The organism is Tautonia plasticadhaerens (genome assembly GCF_007752535.1).
In the GTDB taxonomy this organism is placed as follows: domain Bacteria; phylum Planctomycetota; class Planctomycetia; order Isosphaerales; family Isosphaeraceae; genus Tautonia; species Tautonia plasticadhaerens.
The window spans coordinates 6,657,176-6,678,073 of sequence record NZ_CP036426.1 but is presented as its reverse complement, the minus strand read 5'-3'; the positions used below and the strand labels follow the sequence as shown (position 1 = coordinate 6,678,073).

Genomic DNA, 20,898 nt, shown 5'->3' with positions numbered 1-20,898 from the left:
TTATGAGACGCGGGCCGGTGCGCGGCCGTTCCGCGAGGCGGCGCCGAACGGCTCGAGGATCTCCCGGAGGACCTCGGGGCCGGTCCGGCCGTCGGCGAGGGCCTCGTAATTCAGCCGCATGCGGTGGAGGATCACGTCCTCGGCCAGGGCGAACAGGTCCTCGGGGATGACGAAGTTCCGCCCGTGGATCAGGGCCCGTGCCCTCGCCCCCTTGATCAGGGCGATGCCGGCTCGGGGCGAACAGCCGAGTTCGAGGTCCGGGTGGTTCCGGGTGCGGTCGACGACCTCGACGACGTGATCAGTGAACGTCTCCGAGACGTGGACCAGCTGCACCGCCTCCATCGCCTGGACGAGATCCTCGACCGAGCCGACCGGCTCCTTCTCCAGCACGTCGAACTCGGTCCTGGCGATCGCCCCCTTATCCTCACGGCGGATGCCGAGGGCGGCGTTGCGGCGGAGGACTTCCTTCTCCTCGGCCTTCGAGGGATATTGCAGGCGGTGGCAGAGCATGAAGCGGTCGAGCTGGGCCTCGGGCAACTCGAAGGTGCCGCTCTGCTCGACCGGGTTCTGGGTGGCGATGACGAGGAAGGGGGCGGGCAGCGTGTAGGTGTCGTTGCCGATCGTCACCTTCCGCTCCTGCATCGCCTCCAGCAGGGCGCTCTGCACCTTCGGCGCGGCCCGGTTGATCTCGTCGGCCAGCAGCAGATTGGTGAAGATGGGGCCCCGGTGGGTGCGGAACTCGTTGGTCCGCTGGTCGAGGATCTCGGAGCCGACGATGTCCGACGGCAGCAGGTCGACGGTGAACTGGATGCGCCGGAAGTCCAAGTCGATCGTCTTGGCCAGCACCGAGACGAGCAGCGTCTTGGCCAGCCCCGGCACCCCCTGCAGGAGCAGGTGGCCCCCGGTGAACAGGGCGACCAGGGTCCGCTCGACCACCACGTCCTGGCCGACGACCACGGTGCCGACCCGCTCCCGAATGCGGCGGATGAACTCGGCGGTCCCCGGGGGCACCGACGATCGGGGGTCGGGGGCCGGGGCGGCGTTCGGGTCGGCGCTGGTCATCGGTACTCGGCCCCCATCGGGTCCTGCGTCGGGCCCCGGGGCACCGGGGCCGCTGACTGTCCGCTTGGGTGATGATATAACGACGATCGCCGTCCCGATTCCAGTGAAAAATTCCGAAATCGTTCGGAGTCTCCCTCCCCGATGAACGACGCCGAGACCCCCGTCCGGGAGCTGATGGACCTGGTCCTCCGCTTCTCCCGGGAGCGAGACTGGGAGCAGTTCCACCACCCCAAGGACCTGGGCCTCTGCCTGGCGATCGAGGTGGGCGAGGCGCTGGAACACTTTCGGTTCCGGTCCGAGGAGCAGACCCGGGAAGCCCTGGCCGACCCCGCGCTCAAGCGGGAACTGGCCCACGAGCTGGCAGACTGCCTCTGGGCCTTGCTCCGGCTGGCCGACGTCTGCACCATCGACCTGTCGGCGGCGCTGGAGGAGAAGGTGGCCCTCGCGGCGGTCAAGTACCCGGCCGATCTCGCCTCCGGCCGATCGGACAAATACACCGCCTACGTCCGGGGCGACGAGGAGTCCGAGCCCGATGACCCCGAACCGATTTGACGTGATCACCTTCGACTGCTACGGCACGCTCGTCGACTGGGAACGCGGCATCGCCGACGCCTTCGCCTCCGAGGCGAGCCGGAAGGGCACGACCTTCGACGGCCCGGCGATCGTCTCGGCCTATCATCGGATCGAGCCCGAGGTCCAGGCCGGGACGTACCGATCGTATCGGGAGATCCTCGCCGAGGCGGCCCACCGGGTCGCCTCGGCCTTCTCCTGGGACCTCGAACCCGACCACGACGGGTTCCTCGCCGACAGCCTCCCCGACTGGCCTCCGTTCCCGGACACGTCGGACGCCCTGCGGCGGCTGGCCGAGGCCGGATTCCGGCTCGGGATCCTCTCGAACGTCGACGGGGACCTGCTCGCCGGCACCCTCCGCCGCCTGCCCGACGTCTTCGACGCCGACCTGATCGTGACCGCCCAGGCCGTCGGCTCCTACAAGCCGGCCCCCGGGCATTTCGAGGAGGCCCGCCGCCGGATCGGCGCTCGCCGCTGGATGCATGCCGCGCAGAGCGACTTTCACGACATCCGACCGGCCGGCGAGCTCGGCATCCCCGCCGCCTGGGTCAACCGCACCCGGGCCGCCCGGCCGTCGGATCGGCCCAGCCCGATGCTGGAGGTGCCGACGCTCGCCGCGCTGGCCGATGCCTTGGTCTCGACGGATCCCGCCGCCTGATCCCGTCAATCCCCGGACGTTTCCTCCCCGGTCGGTCGCGTCTCGAGCAGGGCGAGCGTCGCCCAGGCGGTCGTCGACGTGTGCTGGGCGAGGCTCTCGTTGCCCGAAGGCCTTGTCGTCCCGACCCAGCCCCCCGAGGGGAGCTGCGAGGCGATCAGGAACTCCCGGCCCCGGCCGGCGAGCCGCCCGGCCTGATCGTCCCCCGTCGCCGAGAGCGCGAGCACGGCGAGGGCGGTGTCGAAGGCTTCCGGCGGGGAGGTCTCGTAGGGCCCCCAGCCGCCGTCGGACGAGACCGAGCGGCGGAGCAGGTCGAGCGCCAGCTCTCGCCGTCGGGCGACCCCGGGCACGCCCGGGTCATCCCGGCGGAGGAGCTCGACCGAGGCGTCCATCACCGTCCGGATCGGCCGGGCTCGGAGCCAGGCGGTCGCGGCATCGATCCGGGGGCGATGGCGGACGGGGTCGGCCGCGGAGAGCACGTCCCGGGCGGCCAGGGTGGCGAGCGACCAGCCGTAGGTCGCCGGCGATCCCAGAGTGTCCGGCCCGTCGAGCGGCCAGGAGCCGTCGGGCCCCTGGTCCTCGGCGAGGAGCCGGGCCGCTCGGTCCAACGTCGAGCGATCCCCGACCGCCCCCGCCTCGATCGCCCCGGCCAGGGCCCGGGCGAACTGGATGCGGGCGAGCCGTGTGTCGCTGAACGCCCCGTCGCCGCCGTTGTCTTCCCAGGATTCGGGACGGCGCAGCCACGCGGTCGAGTCCGCCGTGCCCGACTCGGGGACGGCCATCCCCAGGGCCCTCGCCCGGTAGAGCGCCCTCGCCCCGTCCCCGTTGTGGTGGCACGAGGCGCAGCCATTCTCCCCCCTCCAGCGGGGGACCTCCGCCGCGAGGTAGGCGACCGCCCGGGCCTCGGGGGCCTCGGGCCCGGTCGTCGTCGAGGCGACCGCGGCGGAGAGCATCAGGAGGAACATGGATTCGCCCCGTAATCGGTGGACTTGCCCCGGGCCGCTCGATCAGCGTCCCGCGGATCCCGTCAGGTCGGGCCTCGGGAGCCGCGGGCGGCGGCGATTCGGGAAGGGTTTGCCCGATTCCCGGTCGAACTCGTCGCCGCTGAGGGCGACGGGGGGGGCGTCGACGGTCTCGGCGGACCAGGAGTCGAGCGCGGCCTGCATCGCGTCGAGGACCTCGGCATGCCTCGGGTCGTCGGCGAGGTTGGTCAACTCGTGGGGGTCGGCATCCAGGTCGTACAGCTCCTCGGCCGGGCGGGGGAGGGCGAAGCAGGCGTCCTGATCCGGGCCCAGCCCCCCCTCGTCCCGCAGCCGCTTCAGCTCGGCGAACGTCGGGCTGCGGACGGCGTCGGCGGGCGGGGTGAGGGGCATGGTCGCGTCGTCATTGCGGATGTACTTGTATCGGTCCGATCGGACGGCCCGCTTGCGGGCCGCGTAGTCGTGCCAGTTGTGCTCGGCGAACGCGAACTCGCGGATCGACGCCGAGGGGTCGTCGAACAGCGCGGAGGCGTCACGGCCCTGGAAGGTGGGGCCCGCCTCGAGCCCGGCGATCGAGAGCAGCGTCGGGGCGAGATCCACCGCGCTGAGCAGCGCCCCGCTCTCGCCCCCGGGGGCGATCCGGCCCGGCCACCGGGCGATCAACGGGGTACGGATGCCGCTGTCGTAGACCGTCGTCTTGCATCTCGGGAAGGGGCGGCCGTTGTCGCTCAGGAACAGGACGAGGGTCTCGTCGGCCACCCCCTGCCGGTCCAGTTCGTCGAGGACCTGCCCGACGTGGTGATCGAGCCGGGAGATCTCGTCGCAGTACAGCGCCAGGTCTCGCCGCACCTCGGGGGTATCGGGCAAGTAGGGGGGGACGACCATCGCCTCGGGCGAATGCGGCTCGGGGATCGTCCCTTCCCGGTAGTCGCGGTGCGGGTCGAGCGCCGCGAGCCAGAGGAAGAACGGCCGGTCCCGGGGCCGGTCCCGGAGCACGGGCACCCACTGGTCGCAACCCGCCTGGACGGCCCCGGCGGCGTCGAAGCCCAGCGTCCCGGATCGCCGGGGCTCGCCCTCGGCGTCGTCGCCCGAGGGGAGCTGGAACCCCCGGGGGTCGGCCTCCCGGATCTCGTCGAAGCGGCCCTTCACGGCATCGCCCAGGTGCCACTTCCCGGCGGCGGCGGTGTAATAGCCGGACTCCTTGAGCCGCTCGACGAACGTGACCTGGTCCGCCGGCAGGGGCCAGTGTAGCTCCTCGGCGCCGGTGGCGTGTGGGTACCGGCCGGTGATCAGGCTGGACCGGCTCGGGCTGCACGAGCTGCAGGTCAGGAAGGCGCGGTCGAAGCGAAGCCCTTCCCGGGCGAGGGCGTCGATGTTCGGCGTCTTGATGGTGGGATGCCCGTACGCGCCGCTGTCGTCCCAGGCCATGTCGTCCGCGAGGAAGAGGACGATGTTCGGCCGGGACGGTGCCCCGTCCTGGGCGGTGGCCGGGCGATCGAGGAGGACGACGAGGGCCGCGAGCGGAACCAGGGACGCGATCGTCGAATTGATTCGGATCGTCATGAGTGCATTCTCCATTTCGGCCGACCGATCGGTGAGGTGGTCGCCGGGGGAGGCCCATCCTACCGGTTGCCACCCGACGCGGCACGGACTGAGATCGGAGGGTCGGGCTCTGCGTCGGGCGGGGGCGGCCGGGGGTTCGAGGAGGTTCCGGAGGCCCCGATGCCGAATGGCGTGGATGACCGATGTTTGGGCTGGCCGAGAAGGCGTCCCGAAACCCGCTCGGCCCACGACGAGGGGGGCCTCGCCGGTCCGACCCGCGAAGGCCTCGTCAATCGAGGTAGACGAATTCGTTCAGATTCAGGAGTGCCAGGCAGAAGGAGATCCACCCGTCGGGCCCGAGCTCGCCGAGGTAGCCGGCCGCCAGCCGACGCTCGGCCGGGTCGGGCGGGCGGCCCAGCGTGAGCCGGAAGGCGTGATCGACCATGGAGTCGGCGTCGGGGCCGGCCTCCCGGGCGATCCGGTCGGCCAGGCCCCGCGCGGCGTCGTGGGCGATCCGGTCGTTGAGCAGGGCGAGGGCCTGGGGGGCGATCGTCGTCTCGGCCCGGAGCGGGCAACTGGCGTTGGTGTCCGGTCGGTCGAACGCCTCGAAGAACGGGTATCTCAGGTTCCTGCGGACGAACACGTAGAGGCTCCGACGGTTGCGGTCCTCGTTCCTGGGGGAGACCGGCCAGACGTCCCCCTTCCGGCCGATCGCGTCCAGCTCCGGCGGCAGCTCGGGGTAGACTGGCGGGCCTCCCAGGTCGGGCACCAGCAGGCCGGAGGCGGCGAGCAGCGCGTCCCGGATCGCCTCGCCGTCGAGCCTCCGGCGTTGGTGTCGCCAGAACAGCTCGTTCTCCGGATCGACCGAGTCCGCTTCCGGATCGAACCGGGTCGACATCCGGTAGGTCGCGCTCGTCACGATCAGCCGATGCATCGCCTTGAGGCTCCAGCCCCGGGCGGGCAACTCGGCGGCGAGCCAGTCGAGCAGACCCGGGTGCGACGGTGGCATGCCCATCGTGCCGAAGTCGCTGGGGGTGGACACGATCCCCCGGCCGAAGTGTATCTGCCAGAGCCGGTTGACCATGACCCGGCCCGTCAGCGGGTGGTCGGGCGTGGTGAGCCAGGCGGCGAGGACCGAGCGTCGCCCGGTTGAGGCCGGTTTCGGCGCGATGACCGGCCCGTCGTCTCGGTCGGCCAGGACGCCCGGGAATCCCGGTTGCACCTCCGGCCCCTCCCGGCCGAACTGCCCCCGGATCAGCAGGTGCGTCGGCCTCGCCTCGGGGGACGACTCCGCCAGGACCCGGGCCCGGGGCAGGGGGGGCGGCTCGGCCGCATCGAGGCGGGCCAGGCGGCCCCTGAGTGCGTCCCGCTCGGCGACCCGACCGGGTCCCAACGCCCCGGCGAGCCGCGAGGGGTCGATCCGACGATCCGTTTCCAGCGCCTCGAAGACGCGCCGGACCTGCTCGGGGGATCTATCCGATTCGACCGTCCCGAACGCGGCCGCCGTCTCGTCGTCCAGCCCCGGGGGGGGCCCCGGTTCCAGCGCGTCCCTCGCCGGTCCTTCCAGCCGGATCAGGGCGGAGCGGACCTCGGCGAGGCCCTCCCGCCAGGCCCGGACGGCCTGCTCGTGGTCCTCCCGACGGCCCGGGGGGGCGATGACGAACTCGTCGTCGAACTGGGCCGGGGTGAAGAACGACTGCAGGCGATAGAAGTCGAGCTGGGAGATGGGGTCGAATTTGTGGTCGTGGCAGCGGGCGCAGCCGATCGTCAGGCCCAGGAAGACCAGCCCCGTCGTCTCGGTAATGTCGTCCAGCGCGATCTGCCGGCGTTCCCGCTGGTCGTTCATGTCGACCATGTCGGGATAGCAGCGGTGGAACCCCGTGGCGACGGCCGCCTCGGGATTCCCCGGCTCCAGCTCGTCCCCGGCCATCTGGAGGGCGAGGAACTGGTCGTAGGGGAGGTCGTCGTTGAAGGCGTCGACCACCCAGTCGCGGTAGCGCCACATGTCGGGCCGGACGTGGTCGAACTCGAAGCCGTCGGTGTCGGCGTAGCGGGCGAGGTCGAGCCAATGCTGGGCCATCCGCTCGCCGTAGTGCGGCGAGTCGAGCAGCCGGTCTATCAGACGCCCGTACGCCCCGGGTGAAGCGTCATCGAGGAATTCGTCGATTTGTTCCGGTGTCGGCGGCAGGCCGGTCAGGTCGAACGACAGGCGACGGAGCAGCGTGAGGCGGTCGGCCTCGGGGGCGGGCCGGACCTCGAAGGACTCCAGCCCGGCGAGGATGAATCGGTCGATCGGGACCCGGGGCCAGGACTCGTCGTCGACCCCCGGCGGCTCGGGCCGGTCGGGTGGGGCGAAGGCCCAGTGGTCGAAACCGTCCGAGGCCGGGGCGACCGCGGGGAGGACGAGGGACGCGGCGGCCACCCAGAACGATCCGAAGGTCCATTGGCCTCGGCGTCTCATGCGGAAGCTCCCCTCGATTCGGGTCGACGGCCCTCGGGGTCCCGTCATGCCAGGATCGGCGTGATGACCTCTCCGGCGACGTCCGTTAGCCGGTGCTCCCGGCCGTTGTGGAAGAAGGTGAGCCGGGTGTGGTCGAGCCCGAGTAGGTGGAGGATCGTCGCGTGGAGGTCGTGGACGTGGACGCGGTCGACCTCGGCCCTCAGCCCGACGGGGTCGGTCGCGCCGTGGACGGTGCCCCCCTTGATCCCCCCCCCGGCGAGCCAGGTGGTGAAGCCGTGCGGGTTGTGGTCGCGCCCCGAGCCGCTCTCGGACATCGGCATCCGGCCGAACTCCCCCCCCCAGATGACCAGCGTGCGGTCGAGCATCCCTCGGCGCTTCAGGTCGATCAGCAGGGCGGCGATGGGCCGGTCCGTCTTCGAGCACAGGTCGGCGTGGTTCGACTCGACGTCCTCATGCGCGTCCCAGCCGACGATCCCCCCCGAATAGAGCTGCACGAACCGGACCCCCCGCTCCACCAGCCGGCGGGCGAGCAGGCATCGGGCGCCGAAGTCCCGGGTGGTGGGGTCGTCCAGCCCGTAAAGTTCCTGCGTCTCGGCGGGTTCTCGGGAGAGGTCGACCGCCTCCGGCGCGGCGGATTGCATTCGGAAGGCCAGCTCGTACGACTGAATCCGGGCCTCCAGCTCGCCGTCCTCGGCCCTCGATTCCAGGTGCCGGTCATTGAAGACGCCGACGAGGTCGAGCATCCGCCGCTGCCCGGCCCGGGACATCGTCCCGTCGGGGGGCCGGAGGTTGAGCAGGGGATCGTCCCCGGGGCGCATGACGGTCCCCTGGTAGCTGGCGGGCAGGAAGCCGTTCCCATAAGCGGGGGGGCCCCCCTTGATGCCCCCTGCCGGGTCGGGCAGCACGACGAAGCCGGGCAGGTCCCGGCTCTCCGACCCCAGCCCGTAGCCGACCCACGACCCGAGGCTCGGCCGCCCCATCAGGATCGAACCGGTGTTCATCTGGTAGACGGCCTGGGGGTGGTTCACGCTGTCGGCCCAGCAGGACCGGACCACCGCGAGGTCGTCGACGCACCCTGCCAGGTGCGGGAAGAAATCCGAGACCTCGATGCCGCTCTCCCCATGGGGGCGGAACGCCCTCTTCGAGCCGAGCAGCGGGTTGTGCGCCACCTTCCGCCTCGTGGCGACCGGCCCGAAGCTCTCCGGCAGGGGCTCTCCATGCAGGCGTCGGAGTCCCGGCTTCGGGTCGAACGTCTCCAGGTGGCTCGGCCCGCCGTGCATGAACAGGTAGATGACCGAATCCACCTTGGGTCCGAAGTGCGGCGGCCTCGGGGCGAGCGGGTCGGCCGACGGCCCCGACGACGCCATCGCCCGCTCCTGCCGGAGCATCCAGGAGAGCGCCAGCAGGCCGAAGCCGCCCCCCGCCTCTCGGAGGAATCCCCGGCGGGACGCCCCGGCCATCGACCCGGCCGATTCGGGATGCCGTCTCATGCGTGGCCTCGTCTCGCGGAGGATGAGCGGGGCGGGGGACGAGCGTCCGATCGGTCGAACCTACCACGAACCCGGGGCGGGAGAAAGCACCCCTTGATCCGACCCCGGCCCCCCGACCCGGACCATCGGCCCGGTCCCACATCGCCGTCGGCCCGCGGCCGGTCCCCCGAAAAGGACAGGCCCGTTGTACTGTTGTTGAATTTCCCTCCACAACGTGTAAGATCGCACCGTGGGCGATTGCCCCCGGAGCCGAAGACCCGACGAATCCCGAGGTGCGATCTCGTGATGGGACGACGATCCGTCATCGCCGCGATCCTGCTGATGACCATGACCGCGGGCACATCCTCCCGCGCCGGCGATGTGACCGATGCGACCCTCCGGGTCACCCCGGAGCTGGTCCGCCTCGACGGCACCTCCGACCGGCAACGGCTCGTGGTCGTCGGGGAGGACGACGGCCGGATGGTCGACTTGACCCGCCTCGTCACCTTCAGATCGACCTGCCCCGAGATGGTCCAGGTCGACGAGGGCGGCATCGTCCGGCCCCTCGCCGACGGCGAGGCGGAGGTCGTCGCCACCCTCGACGGCCGGGAGGCATGGGTCCGGGTCCACGTCTCCGGGATGGGCGAGCAGATGCCGCCGACCTTCGAGCGAGACGTGATGCCCCTGCTCACCCGGCTGGGCTGCAACTCCGGCCCCTGCCACGGGAAGCAGCGCGGGCAGAACGGCTTCCAGCTCTCGCTGCTCGGCTTCGACCCCTCCTTCGACCACAACGCCCTCACCAAGGAAGCCCGGGGCCGTCGCGTCTTCCCCGCCTCCCCCGACCAGAGCCTCACCCTGCTGAAGGCCACCGCGGCCGTCCCCCACGGCGGCGGCAAGCGGATCGACCCCGAGGGCGAGGAATACGGGACGATCCGGCGCTGGATCGACGAGGGGATGCGACGCGACCCCGAGGGCGCCCCCACCGTCGCCGGCCTCGACATCTGGCCGACCGAGCGGAGCCTCGCCGCCTCGGACGAGCAACAGGTGATCGTCACCGCCCGATACTCCGACGGCTCGACCGCCGACGTCACCCACCTGGCCGCCTTCCAGTCCAACGAGTCCGCCGTCGTCTCCGTCGACGAGCGAGGGCTCATCCGGGCGGGCGAGCGACCCGGGGAGGCCGCCATCAGCGCCCGGTTCGAGGGCCACTTCGCCACCTGCGCCGTCCGGATCCCGCTGGAGGGGGAGGTCCCCGACTCGCTTTACGAGGATTTGCCGAAGTCCAACTTCATCGACGGCCTCGTCTGGGACAAGCTCCGGACCCTCGGTTTGACCCCGTCCCCCACCACCGACGACGCCACCTTCCTCCGCCGCGCCCATCTCGACGCCATCGGCCGGCTCCCGACCCCGGAGGAGACCCGGGCCTTCCTCGACGACCCCTCCCCCGAGAAGCGGGCCGTGCTGGTCGACCGCCTGCTCGACCGCCCCGAGTATGCCGACTCCTGGGCGACCAAGTGGATGGACCTCCTCCGGCCCAATCCCTACCGCGTCGGCATCAAGTCCGTGTGGAACCTCGACGCCTGGATCCGCCGCGCCTTCCGGGAGGAGATGCCCTACGACGAGTTCGTCCGCACCATCGTCGCCGCCCAGGGCAGCACCTTCGCCGAGGGCCCCGCCACCATCTTCCGGGACCGTCGGGAGCCCGAGGAGCTGACTACCATGGTCAGCCAGCTCTTCCTCGGCATCCGGCTCGAATGCGCCAAGTGCCACCACCACCCCTTCGAGGTCTGGGGCCAGGGCGATTTCTACGGCTTCGCCGCCTACTTCGCCGAGGTCGGCCGCAAGGGGACCGGCCTCTCGCCCCCGATCAGCGGCAGCGAGGAGGTCGTCTTCGCCTCCGGCAAGGGCTCCGTCTCCCACCCCCTGACCGGGGAGAAGATGGACCCCGCCCCCCTCTTCGGCGAGGCCCCGGAAGCCGACGACGACCCCCGGACGGCCCTCGCCTCGTGGATGACCGACCCGGACAACCCCTACTTCTCCCGGGTCATCGTCAATCGGGTCTGGGCCGACCTCATGGGCGTCGGCCTCGTCACCCCCGTCGACGACCTCCGCGCCACCAACCCGCCCACCAATCCCGAGCTGCTCGACGCCCTGGCCGACGACTTCGTCCGGAGCGGCTACGACCAGAAGCACCTGATCCGCACGATCATGACCTCCCGGGCCTACGGGCTCGACTCCCTACCGGACGAGCGGAACGTCAGCGACGTCCGCAACTACGCCCGGCACGTCCGCAAGCGGCTGCCCGCCGAGGTCCTCATCGACGCCATCTGCGACGTGACCGGCGTCCCCGAGGATTATGACGCCGCCGCCCCCGGCACCCGGGCCACCCAGATCTGGACCCACCGCGTCCCCTCCACCTTCCTCGACACCTTCGGCCGGCCGGACGCCAACCAGGACCCCCCCTGCGAACGGATGCCCGACACCTCCGTCACGCAGGTCCTCCACCTGATGAACGCCCCGAGCCTGCACGACAAGATCACCGACGACGACGGCCTCGCCGCGCGGCTCGCCGACAGCGACCTGGAGCCCGACGCCATCGTCGAGGACATCTACCTCCGCACCTACTGCCGACCCCCGACCGACGACGAGCGGGCCGTCGCCCTGGCCCTCTTCGACGAGCCCGAGACCGGCCGCCGCCAGGCCGCCGAGGACCTGCTATGGGCCCTCATCAACTCCGCCGAATTCCTGTTCATCAACTGATCGGACCGGCCCGCCCCGGCTCGAATCCCGCCGCCCCCCAGCCCTCCCGGAGGATCGCATGAGCCGATCGAGGAACTGCGAAGGGATCTCCCGCCGCGACTGCCTGAAGCTCGGCCTGTCCACGCTCATCGGCGGCGGCCTCGTGGATGCCCTCCGGGTCCGGGGCCAGGCCGCCTCCGCCGTCACCTCGACGACCCGCCCCACCAGCTGCATCCTCGTCTGGATGGATGGCGGCCCCTCCCACTACGAGACCTTCGACCCCAAGCCCGACGCCCCCGCCGAGATCCGGGGCACATACGAGCCCATCAGCACCGCCATCCCCGGCGTCCAATTCTCCCGGCACATGACCGAGCTGGCGAAGATCGCCGACCGGCTCGCCATCGTCCGCTCCATCCAGCACAACCAGGGGAATCACGGCGCCGGCAACCACTACATGATGACCGGCGCCCCCACCCGGATCCCCGTCGGCTGCGGCGCCTTCGTCAGCTTCCACCCCAGCCTCGGCTCGGTCACCGCGTATGAGCGCGGCCCGACCGGCGGCCTGCCGCCGTATTTCTCCATCCCCCGGATGTCCCGGTCCGGCGGGCCGAACTTCCTGGGCGCCAAGTACGCCCCCTTCGAGGTCCCCGACGACCCCAACCGGGACTCGTTCCGGGTCCGGGACGTCTCACCCCCCCGCGACCTCGACCTCGGCCGCTTCGACCACCGCCGGGGCCTCCGGGCGGCGCTCGACCGCCTCGAACGGATCGACCACGAGGCCGCCGGAGACCCCGTCCGCTCCCTCGACGAGTACTACGAGCAGGGCTACACCCTGATGGGCTCGCAGGACGCCCAGCGCGCCTTCGACATCCACTCCGAGCCCGACTCCACCCGGGACCTCTACGGCCGCTCCTCCTTCGGCCAGCGCTGCCTGCTCGCCCGCCGCCTCGTCGAGGCCGGCGTCCCCTTCATCACCCTGTATGAAGGCGGCTGGGACCACCACGTCGAGCTGTTCGACGCGCTCGACAAGAAGCTCCCCCCCTTCGACCGGGCCCTCGCCGCCCTGATCCTCGACCTCGAACGCCGGGGCCTGCTCGACTCCACCCTCGTCGTCGCCCTCGGCGAGTTCGGCCGGACCCCCAAGGTCAACAACCGGGGCGGGCGTGACCACTGGTCCAACGCCATGTCCGTCATGTTCGCCGGCTGCGGCACCCCCGGCGGCCAGGTCATCGGCGCGACCGACCCGAGGGGCTACGCCGCCAACGAACGCATCCTCTCCCCCGAGAACTTCGCCTCCACCGTCTACCTCAAGCTCGGCATCGACCCGGATCACATGTACTACACCCCCCAGGGTCGCCCGGCCCACCTGGTGAGCGACCCCAACCCGATCGCCGAGCTGATGGGCTGAGCCGATCCGGACCCCGGGCCCGACCATACCCATGACGCACCGCACCCCCGCCTCCCGGCTCCCGATGCTGGCCTTCGTCGTCGCCGTCGCCCTCGACCCGGCCTCCCGGGCGTCGGCCGACGCGCCCAAGGTCTCCTCCTTTTTCCCCGGGGGGGCCGCTCGGGGCGAGACGGTCACGGTCAAGGCCGAGGGCTCCTTCGAGCCCTGGCCCGTCCTGGTCTCGGTCGATCGACCCGGCGTCGACTTCGTCCCGGGGGAGGAGGCCGGGACGTTCGAGGTCACCGTCTCCCCCGACGCCACCCCCGGCCCCCGCTGGATCCGCCTCCACAACGACGAGGGGGCCGCATCCCTCCGCCCGTTCGCCGTCGGCACCCTGCCCGAGGTCGTCGAGGTCGAGCCGAACGACGCGAACGACCAGGCCCAGGCCATCGAGGCGGAGCCCGTCGTGGTCAACGGCCGGTTGCAGCGATCCAATGACGTGGACGCGTTCGCCGTCCCGCTCGATCCCGGGCAGACGCTCGTCGCCTCCCTCCAGGCCAACCGGGCGCTCGGCTCGCCGATGGACGGCGTGCTCCAGGTCGCCACCCCCGACGGATTCGTGCTCGACCACGCCGACGACTCCCCCGGCCTCGACCCCACGATCGCGTTCACCGCCCCCTCGTCGGGGACCTACCTCGTCCGCGTCTTCGCCTTCCCCGCCGACCCCAACAGCTCGATCCGGTTCGACGGCGGCGACGACCACGTGTATCGACTCATCCTCACCACCGGCGGTCTCGTCGAGTTCGCCCAGCCCTCGGCCGTCCCCCCCGGCGACGAGGCCCCCGCCCTCTCCCCCATCGGTTGGAACCTGCCGGACGATCCGGGCCCGCTCCTTCTGGGGACGGTCTCGCCCCCCGGCGACGGGCAGACGGCCCTCGCCCACCATGCCATGCTGCCCGGCTCCGCCGACGTGGCGGTCGTCCCCCTACCGGTGGCCACCGAGCCCGGGCTCGACGCCGAACCCATCCCGGCCCCCTCGATCCTCTGCGGTGCGATCGGCGAGCCGGGCGAGGTCGACGACCTCCCGATCCTCGCCCCGGCCGACATGCCGATCCGGATCCGGGTCCCGGCCCGGTCCTTCGGCTCGCCGCTCGACCCGGTGCTCCGCGTCCTCGACTCCTCCGGCGAGGAGTTGGAACGGTCCGACGACGCCGGCAGGTCCGACCGCGACCCCGAGGTCACCGTCAAGGCCCCGGCCGACGGTCTCCTCCGCCTCCAGATCCGGGACCTCCACGGCCGGGGAGGCCCTCGATTCCTCTACCGGGTCGTGGCCGAGGAGCCTGCCCCCGACGTCTCCCTCTCCAAGGGCGCCGACCACGTCGAACTCCGGCCCGGCACTCCCCTGGAGGTCGAGGTCTCGGTCGATCGCCGGGGGGACTTCGACCGGCCGATCACCTTCGAAGCCGAGGGACTCCCCCCGGGGGTGACCCTGGAACCCGTCGTCTCGGAGCCCAAGGGCGACTCCTCCAAGAAGGTGAAGCTCCGGCTCTCGGGCCCCGAGGCCGCCCCCTGGTCCGGCCCGATCCGCCTGCTCGGCCGGGCCGAGGGGGACGAGGCGGCCCGGCCGGTGCAGGCCGATCGGGTGGGCGGCCCTCCGACCTCCGAACTCTGGCTCACCGTCCTGCCGGCCGAGTGATCGCGCCCGGCTCGCCCCGGACCCGACTGACGATCGAAGTACCCGATCTGGGATGGCCCGAGGGGCACGGACGCGAATGCGGGTCCCGGTCGCGATCCGGGCCGATCGCGTACGGCTCCCCGACCACCCCCTCCATTTCGTGTGACTGTCGACCGGCCTTCCCTCGATAGTAATGGGATGGGACGTCGCACGGTTCGAGCCTCGAGACGAGCCGCCGAGCCCAAGCCAGCCGGGATGACCCCGCCTGATCGTCCCCGGATCGCCGTCCGACGGTTCACGGCAAAGAACCTGGAAAAAACGAACCCAACTGCCATCGTGGCGTTCGAGTCGACGATGCCGAACAAAGCCATCTGCCGAAATGGCAAGTATGACCACGACGAAAAACGAACTCGCCCGCCAGTCTGGCAGCCGAAGACCCCGGTCGAGACCCGCGAACCTGCGTTCATCGAGGTGGAGTCGATCTGCGGAGCGAACCCAATTGGAATCGCGTAACTCCTTGCCTTGGAAAGGAAATCGACGTAATGGTGGGCGCGCACCGGGGCGCACCGTATGGTCTCGAGCCGACTCGACGGGCGCCGGCCGATGGCGGCGGCGACCGTCGGTTTCGCGCGACGGGGACGGCCGACCGACGCGAGTCGGGGCGTCCAAGCTCGGCCGGATCGATGGCCTGTCGGAGAAGGGGGCGTTCCCACCGACTCAGGCGAGGAGTTTCTCCACGACCCGGCCGCCGACGTCGGTGAGGCGGAAGTCTCGGCCCTGGAAGCGATAAGTCAGGCGCTCGTGGTCGAGGCCGAGCAGGTGGAGGATGGTGGCCTGGAGGTCGTGCACGTGGACGCGGTCCTCGACCCCCGAGAAGCCGAACTCGTCGGTCTGGCCCAGGGTGAGGCCCGGCTTGACCCCGCCCCCGGCGAGCCACATGGTGAAGGCGTCGGGGTGGTGGTTGCGGCCGATGTTCTCGCGGACCTCGCCCATCGGCGTGCGGCCGAATTCCCCCCCCCAGATGACCAGGGTGTCCTCGAGCAAGCCTCGGGCCTTGAGGTCGGTGACGAGCGCGGCACCGGCCCGGTCGACGTCCCGGCAGACGGTGTCGAGCGAGTCGGCGAGGTTTTCAGTCGGGCCGCCGTGGTGGTCCCAGTTCGTGTGGTAGAGCTGGACGAACCGGGTGCCCCGTTCGACCAGGCGTCGGGCGAGCAAGCAGTTGGCGGCGAAGGAGGGGGTGCCGGGCTCGACGCCGTAGAGGTTGAGGGTGGCCTTCGACTCGCCGGCCAGGTCGATCAGCTCCGGGGCGCTGGTCTGCATCCGGAAGGCCATCTCGTAGGAGGCGATCCGGGTGGCGATCTCCGGGTCTCCGGTGGTCTCGAGCCGGTGACGGTTGAGGTCGCCGATCGCGTCGAGGGCGGCACGCTGGTGGGCCTCGGAGACGTCGTCGGGGCGGGAGACGTCGAGGATCGGCTCGGGGCCGTTGCGGAAGGGGACGCCCTGGTAGGCGCTCGGCAGGAAGCCGCTGCCCCAGAGGACCGAGCCGCCCCGGGGGCCCCGGGGGCCGGATTGGAGGACGACGAAGCCGGGTAGGTCGTCGGCCTCGCTGCCGATGCCGTAGGACACCCAGGACCCCATGCTGGGCCGGCCGAACTGGGTGGTGCCCGCGTTGAAGTAAAGCTTGGCCGGCGCGTGGTTGACCGGCTCGGTCCACATCGACTTGATGAACGTCAGGTCGTCGACCACCCTGGCCGTGTGCGGCAGGCACTCGGAGACCCAGGCGCCGCTCTCGCCGTGCCGGTCGAACTTCCGGCGGGTGCCGAGCAGCTTCGGCGGCTCCTTGGCGAAAGTGTCCATGAAGGCGAACCGCTTGCCTTCGAGGTACGACTGGGGGATTGGCTGGTCGGTCAGCCGCTGGAGTTCCGGCCGGTAGTCGAACAGCTCCAACTGGCTCGGCCCGCCGGCCATGAACAGGAAGATGACCCGCTTCGCCCTCGGGGCGAAATGGCCGGGACGGGGCGAGAGCGGGTCATTCGAGCGGTCCCGGCCGGCCCCTCGTGCGGGACTCCCGCCGAGCATCGAGCCCAGCGCCATCGAGCCGAGGCCGACGCCGCACCGCTCGAAGAAGTGCCGACGGGTCGAACGGAGCAGGGGGGGGATCGGGTTCATCGGTTCTCCCCGTCGGGTGGTCATTCCCGGGTGATGAATTCGTCCAGGTTGAGCAGGACCCGGGCCACGGTCGTCCACGCATCCCGCTCGGCGGCGGCCGGGTCGGCATCGGCCGACCCCCGGGCGCGGAGGTCGTCCAGCAGGGCGGAGAGCCGATCGGCCTCCGCCTCGTCGGGCGATCGGGCCAGGCAGAGGCGGACGGCCAGGTCGAGGCGGCCGGCGTCGTCGTCCGGCCCCTCGGCGATCACGCGATCGGCCAGGGCCCGGGCGAACTCGAAGAACGCCCGGTCGTTCAGGAGCATCAGCGCCTGCAGCGGCGTGTTCGACCGGGCCCGACGGGTGCAGGCGAAGGTGCCGTCGGGGGCGTCGAAGCCGACGAGCAGGGGGTGGGGCGTCGCCCTCCAGAAGAACGTGTACAGGCCCCGTCGGGTGCGGTCGGGCCCCTCGGCGGCGACCCATTCGCGGTCGACCTGGCCGAGGCTCATCACGCCGTCGGGCTGGGGGGGGAAGACGCTCGGGCCGCCGACCTCGGGGTTGAGCAGGCCGCTGGCGACGAGGGCGGAGTCTCGGATCAGCTCGGCGTCGATCCGGATGCGGGACTGCCGGGCCAGCCGCCGGTTCGTGGGGTCGACCTCGGCCAGGTCCGGCCTCAGGTCGGAGGACTGTCGATACGTGGCCGACGTGAGGATCAGCCGATGCATCGCCTTGAGGCTCCAACCCCGTTCGACGAACTCGGTGGCCAGCCAGTCGAGCAACTCCGGGTGGCTCGGGGGCGTTCCCTGGGTGCCGAAGTCCTCGCCGGTCTCGACGATCCCGCGGCCGAAGTAGGCCTGCCAGAGGCGGTTGACCGTCACCCGGGCGGTCAGGGGATTGTCGGGGGCGACGATCCAGCGGGCCAGGTCGAGTCGATCCGGCCGCCCGGCCTCCTCGGTTTCCAGAGGGGGCAGGACGGCGGGGACCCCGGGCCCGACGACCTCGCCCGGTCGGGTGAAGTCGCCGCCCATCAGGACGTGGGTCGCTCGGGGACTCGCCTGCTCCCGGACGACCATCGTGGTCGGGATCTCCGGGAGGTCCGTCCGAAGCGCCTCGATCGCCTCGCGATGGGATTTCACCCCCGGTGCGTCGGACTGGTCGATGAACGCGGCGAAGACGACGCGGTTGGCCTCGGGCGTCCGCTTGGCGAACGGGGTGGCGTCGAACGCCTCCCGGACCTCCTGGGATTGCCGCTGTCGGGAGGGGGCGTCGAGTCCCTCCTCCCAGGCCTTCTGGAGCGCCAGCAACTCGGGATCGCGCTCGATGCCCGACAGATAGGCGGCCACCTCGGCCTCGATGGCCTCCCGGAGGGCGATGGCCTCCGGGGAGGCGACGGGGATGGTCGGCTCGTCCACCGTGTTAAGGAAGGCGAACATCCGATAGTAGTCGAGCTGGGAGATCGGGTCATATTTGTGGTCGTGACACTGGGCGCAGCCGACGGTGAGGCCGAGCCAGACGGTGCCGGTCGTGTTGACCCGGTCGATCACCGACTCGATCCGGAATTGCTCCCGGTCGATGCCCCCCTCCTGGTTGATCGGCGTGTTGCGGTGAAAGCCGGTGGCGACGACCTGGGGGGTGTCGGGCTCGGGGCGGAGGTCGCCGGCGATCTGGTCGACGGTGAACTCGTCGAAGGGGAAGTCGCGGTTGAGGGAGTCGATGACCCAGTCGCGGTAAAGCCAGATCTCCCGGGGGGCGTCGATGCTGTAGCCGTTGGAGTCGGCATAGCGGGCCATGTCGAGCCAGAGGCGGCCCCAACGCTCGCCGTAGTGCGGGCTGGAGAGGAGGCGCTCGATCAGGCGGTCATAGGCGTCGGGGCGGTCGTCCTCGAGGAACGCGGCGACCTCGTCGGGTGTGGGAGGGAGGCCGATCACGTCGAGGCTGGCGCGGCGGATTAAGGTGGCGCGGTCGGCCTCCGGGGAGGGGGCGATACCGTCCCGCTCCAGCGGGGAGAGGACGAATCGGTCGATCGGGTTGCGGGGCCAGGACCCGTCCTTGTTCGGGGGGAGTTCGGGACGCTCGGGGGGGGCGAAGGCCCAGTGGTCCTCCCAGGGGGCACCCTCCTCGATCCAGCGCCGGAGCAACTCGATCTGGTCGGCGTCCAGCGAGGTATTGTGGCCCGGCGGCGGCATCCGGAGGTCGGCCACCTCCTCGGTGATCCGGAGATACAGCTCGCTCTCGTCGGGGGAGCCGGGGACGACGGCCGAGTAGCCGCCGAGGTCGGCGGTAACCCCGTCGGAGGTGTCGAGGCGGAGGCCCGCCTCGCGACGGGCGGCATCCGGGCCGTGGCACTCGAAGCAGGCGTCGGAGAGCAGCGGGCGGATCTGTCGGGAGAAGCTCACCGGGGCCTCGTCCTCGGCCCGGGACTCGGGACCGAGCGCGACCAGCAGGGCCGAGCAGCTCAGGAACGCGGGCAGGAGGGCCGACGCCCGGGTCGGTCGCGTCATCGTCTCGGTACTCCGGTCTCAGCGGGACCGATCGCCCGTGACCGGGGTCCCATCGAGGCCGGATCCCCCGGGCGACCTGCTCGGGCCCTCACGGGCTCTTGGTGGGACATTCCTCCAACAAGCCTATCAGCTGAGGAGCCCCGGCCGCAATCAGATCCGACCGGATCCGGGACCCGGATCGGATGGTCCTCCGTGGAGCGGAAGGGGGGGGGAGCCTAAGATGGGGCTGATCGCATCGACGCTTGGCGCGGCCTACCGCGGCCTGGATTTCCCTCTGGGGAGGACTCAGGATCATGACGCTCCCGATCCCACGGATCACCAGGAGGTCGGCATTCGGCGGCCTCGCCGCCCTGGCGGGGACGCTCGCCCGGTCGACGGTCGGCGGGACCTCGACGGTCCCATACTCGCTCGCGACCTTCTCGGCCGACGTGACGATCCCGATCGGGCACCCGTGCATGGGGGGCGGGATCGAGCCGGCTCGGGAGATCGTCGACCCGCTCCTCGCCCGGGGCGTGGTCCTGATCGGGGCCGACCGGCCGATCGTGATCGTGTCGGTCGACTGGTGCGAGATCCGCAACGACGCCTTCGATCGCTGGCGGTCGGCGCTGGCCGAGGCGGCCGGGACCGAACCGGCCCGGGTGCTCGTCAGCAGCGTTCATCAGCATGACGCGCCGGTGGCCGACCTGGAAGCCGAACGCCTCCTGGAGGCGAGCGGCGCGGACGCGAGCGTCTGCGACCCGGAGTTCCACGAACACGCGGTGGTCCGGGTCGCCGGGGCGCTCAGGGAGGGGCTCGGCTCGGCCCGCCCGGTGTCGCACGTCGGGATGGGCTCGGCCCGGGTGGATGGGGTCGCCTCGAACCGACGCTACCTCCTGCCGGACGGGACGCCGAGCTTCGGCCGGACCAGCGCGACCCGGGACGAATATGCGAGGGAACAGCCCGAGGGGACGATCGACCCGATGCTCCGGACGATCAGCTTCTGGGACGGGGACCGACCGCTGGCGGCCCTTCACTCGTATGCGGTCCACCCGATGAGCTACTACGGATCAGGCGGCGTCTCCGGCGACTTCGTCGGCCTGGCCCGGTCCCGGCGGCAGGAGGACGATCCGGAGGTCTTCCAGATGTACCTCTCCGGGTGCAGCGGGAATGTCACCGCGGGGAAGTACAACGACGGGTCGCCCGAGAATCGCTTGGTGCTGGCCGACCGGATCTACCGGGCGATGGTCACTTCCTGGGATTCGACCCGTCGCGAGCCGATCGGCGACATCGGGTTCCGGTCGGTCCCGCTGGTCCTCGAGCCGAGGGACGGGGCCGGGTTCACGATGGCCGACCTGGATGATCGCCTCCGAAACGGCCCCCGGGGCTTCGATCGTTGCCTCGCGGCGATGGGCCTGAGCTGGCGGGGGCGATGCGATCAGGGGAGGCCGATCGACGTGCCGGTTGTCGACCTCGGGCCGGCGCTGGTCGTCCTGTTCCCGGGCGAATCGTACGTGGAGTTCCAGTTACTCGCCCAGCGGCTCCGGCCGGACCGGTTCGTGATGGCCCTCGGCTACGGCGAGTGCGCGACCGGCTACGTGCCGACCGCGCGGGCCGTCGCCGAGCGGGACACCAACCTCGGGGACTGGTGCTGGGTCGCCCCCGGGGCCGAGGAGGTGCTGTCCGGCGTGCTCGCGGTCGGCCTCGAGGCCCGGGGCTGAACGGTCGAGACGCGA

General features: G+C 71.3%; 13 protein-coding genes. 6 read left to right on the top strand and 7 right to left on the bottom strand.

Annotation, left to right across the window (positions count from 1 at the left end; genetic code table 11):
* Positions 1-1,062, bottom strand: coding sequence for an AAA family ATPase (locus ElP_RS26570; protein ID WP_145275413.1), 1,062 nt, complete (start codon positions 1,060-1,062; stop codon positions 1-3).
* Between the two features lie 141 nt (positions 1,063-1,203).
* Here ElP_RS26570 and ElP_RS26565 point away from each other — a divergent pair, with 141 nt between their 5' ends.
* On the top strand, positions 1,204-1,614 hold the full coding sequence (locus ElP_RS26565; protein ID WP_145275410.1) for a nucleotide pyrophosphohydrolase: 411 nt from the start codon (positions 1,204-1,206) through the stop codon (positions 1,612-1,614).
* Positions 1,595-2,290 carry an HAD family hydrolase gene (locus ElP_RS26560; protein WP_145275407.1) on the top strand — a complete coding sequence of 232 codons (696 nt, stop codon included), beginning with the start codon at positions 1,595-1,597 and terminating at the stop codon, positions 2,288-2,290. Before ElP_RS26565 ends, ElP_RS26560 begins: the two co-directional genes overlap by 20 nt.
* 5 nt (positions 2,291-2,295) lie before the next feature.
* On the opposite strand, the gene ElP_RS26555 is transcribed toward ElP_RS26560, so the two are convergent.
* From ElP_RS26555 to ElP_RS26540, 4 genes are all read right to left on the bottom strand, one after another.
* A complete protein-coding gene (locus ElP_RS26555; RefSeq protein ID WP_145275404.1) occupies positions 2,296-3,252 on the bottom strand; it encodes a prenyltransferase/squalene oxidase repeat-containing protein in 957 nt (318 codons plus the stop codon).
* 42 nt (positions 3,253-3,294) lie between these two features.
* A complete protein-coding gene (locus tag ElP_RS26550) occupies positions 3,295-4,830 on the bottom strand; it encodes a sulfatase family protein (RefSeq protein WP_145275401.1) in 1,536 nt (511 codons plus the stop codon).
* A 268-nt stretch (positions 4,831-5,098) separates the two neighbouring features.
* Positions 5,099-7,270, bottom strand: a complete 2,172-nt coding sequence (locus ElP_RS26545; protein ID WP_231749271.1) for a DUF1553 domain-containing protein — start codon at positions 7,268-7,270, stop codon at positions 5,099-5,101.
* 44 nt (positions 7,271-7,314) lie between these two features.
* Positions 7,315-8,760, bottom strand: coding sequence for a DUF1501 domain-containing protein (locus ElP_RS26540; protein ID WP_145275395.1), 1,446 nt, complete (start codon positions 8,758-8,760; stop codon positions 7,315-7,317).
* A 285-nt stretch (positions 8,761-9,045) separates the two neighbouring features.
* On the opposite strand from ElP_RS26540, the gene ElP_RS26535 reads away from it, so the two are divergent.
* Genes ElP_RS26535 through ElP_RS26525 form a run of 3 tightly spaced genes read left to right on the top strand, consistent with a single transcriptional unit; the run spans position 9,046 to position 14,561 of the window.
* Positions 9,046-11,499 (top strand): DUF1549 and DUF1553 domain-containing protein, encoded by a 2,454-nt coding sequence (locus ElP_RS26535; protein ID WP_145275393.1) that lies wholly within the window; start codon positions 9,046-9,048, stop codon positions 11,497-11,499.
* A 58-nt stretch (positions 11,500-11,557) separates the two neighbouring features.
* Positions 11,558-12,886, top strand: a complete 1,329-nt coding sequence (locus ElP_RS26530; RefSeq protein ID WP_145275390.1) for a DUF1501 domain-containing protein — start codon at positions 11,558-11,560, stop codon at positions 12,884-12,886.
* Positions 12,887-12,917: 31 nt separating this feature from the next.
* Entirely contained in the window at positions 12,918-14,561 is a 1,644-nt protein-coding gene (locus ElP_RS26525; RefSeq protein ID WP_145275387.1) for a PPC domain-containing protein, read from the top strand.
* A gap of 696 nt (positions 14,562-15,257) precedes the next feature.
* On the opposite strand, the gene ElP_RS26515 is transcribed toward ElP_RS26525, so the two are convergent.
* Both ElP_RS26515 and ElP_RS26510 read right to left on the bottom strand, forming a co-directional pair.
* Complete coding sequence (locus ElP_RS26515; protein WP_145275382.1) at positions 15,258-16,709, bottom strand: DUF1501 domain-containing protein; 1,452 nt, start codon at positions 16,707-16,709, stop codon at positions 15,258-15,260.
* Between the two features lie 20 nt (positions 16,710-16,729).
* Entirely contained in the window at positions 16,730-19,186 is a 2,457-nt protein-coding gene (locus tag ElP_RS26510) for a PSD1 and planctomycete cytochrome C domain-containing protein (protein WP_145275379.1), read from the bottom strand.
* Positions 19,187-19,479: 293 nt separating this feature from the next.
* Here ElP_RS26510 and ElP_RS38710 point away from each other — a divergent pair, with 293 nt between their 5' ends.
* Positions 19,480-20,883 carry a hypothetical protein gene (locus tag ElP_RS38710; protein ID WP_197446388.1) on the top strand — a complete coding sequence of 468 codons (1,404 nt, stop codon included), beginning with the start codon at positions 19,480-19,482 and terminating at the stop codon, positions 20,881-20,883.
* Positions 20,884-20,898: the final 15 nt, after the last annotated feature.

Excerpts from the sequence above, each read along its gene's own strand:
- ElP_RS26570 (WP_145275413.1), bottom strand. The coding sequence starts at position 1,062 with ATGACCAGCGCCGACCCGAACGCCGCCCCGGCCCCCGACCCCCGATCG.
- ElP_RS26565 (WP_145275410.1), top strand. The coding sequence starts at position 1,204 with ATGAACGACGCCGAGACCCCCGTCCGGGAGCTGATGGACCTGGTCCTC.
- ElP_RS26560 (WP_145275407.1), top strand. The coding sequence starts at position 1,595 with ATGACCCCGAACCGATTTGACGTGATCACCTTCGACTGCTACGGCACG.
- ElP_RS26555 (WP_145275404.1), bottom strand. The coding sequence starts at position 3,252 with ATGTTCCTCCTGATGCTCTCCGCCGCGGTCGCCTCGACGACGACCGGG.
- ElP_RS26550 (WP_145275401.1), bottom strand. The coding sequence starts at position 4,830 with ATGACGATCCGAATCAATTCGACGATCGCGTCCCTGGTTCCGCTCGCG.
- ElP_RS26545 (WP_231749271.1), bottom strand. The coding sequence starts at position 7,270 with ATGAGACGCCGAGGCCAATGGACCTTCGGATCGTTCTGGGTGGCCGCC.
- ElP_RS26540 (WP_145275395.1), bottom strand. The coding sequence starts at position 8,760 with ATGAGACGGCATCCCGAATCGGCCGGGTCGATGGCCGGGGCGTCCCGC.
- ElP_RS26535 (WP_145275393.1), top strand. The coding sequence starts at position 9,046 with ATGGGACGACGATCCGTCATCGCCGCGATCCTGCTGATGACCATGACC.
- ElP_RS26530 (WP_145275390.1), top strand. The coding sequence starts at position 11,558 with ATGAGCCGATCGAGGAACTGCGAAGGGATCTCCCGCCGCGACTGCCTG.
- ElP_RS26525 (WP_145275387.1), top strand. The coding sequence starts at position 12,918 with ATGACGCACCGCACCCCCGCCTCCCGGCTCCCGATGCTGGCCTTCGTC.
- ElP_RS26515 (WP_145275382.1), bottom strand. The coding sequence starts at position 16,709 with ATGAACCCGATCCCCCCCCTGCTCCGTTCGACCCGTCGGCACTTCTTC.
- ElP_RS26510 (WP_145275379.1), bottom strand. The coding sequence starts at position 19,186 with ATGACGCGACCGACCCGGGCGTCGGCCCTCCTGCCCGCGTTCCTGAGC.
- ElP_RS38710 (WP_197446388.1), top strand. The coding sequence starts at position 19,480 with ATGACGCTCCCGATCCCACGGATCACCAGGAGGTCGGCATTCGGCGGC.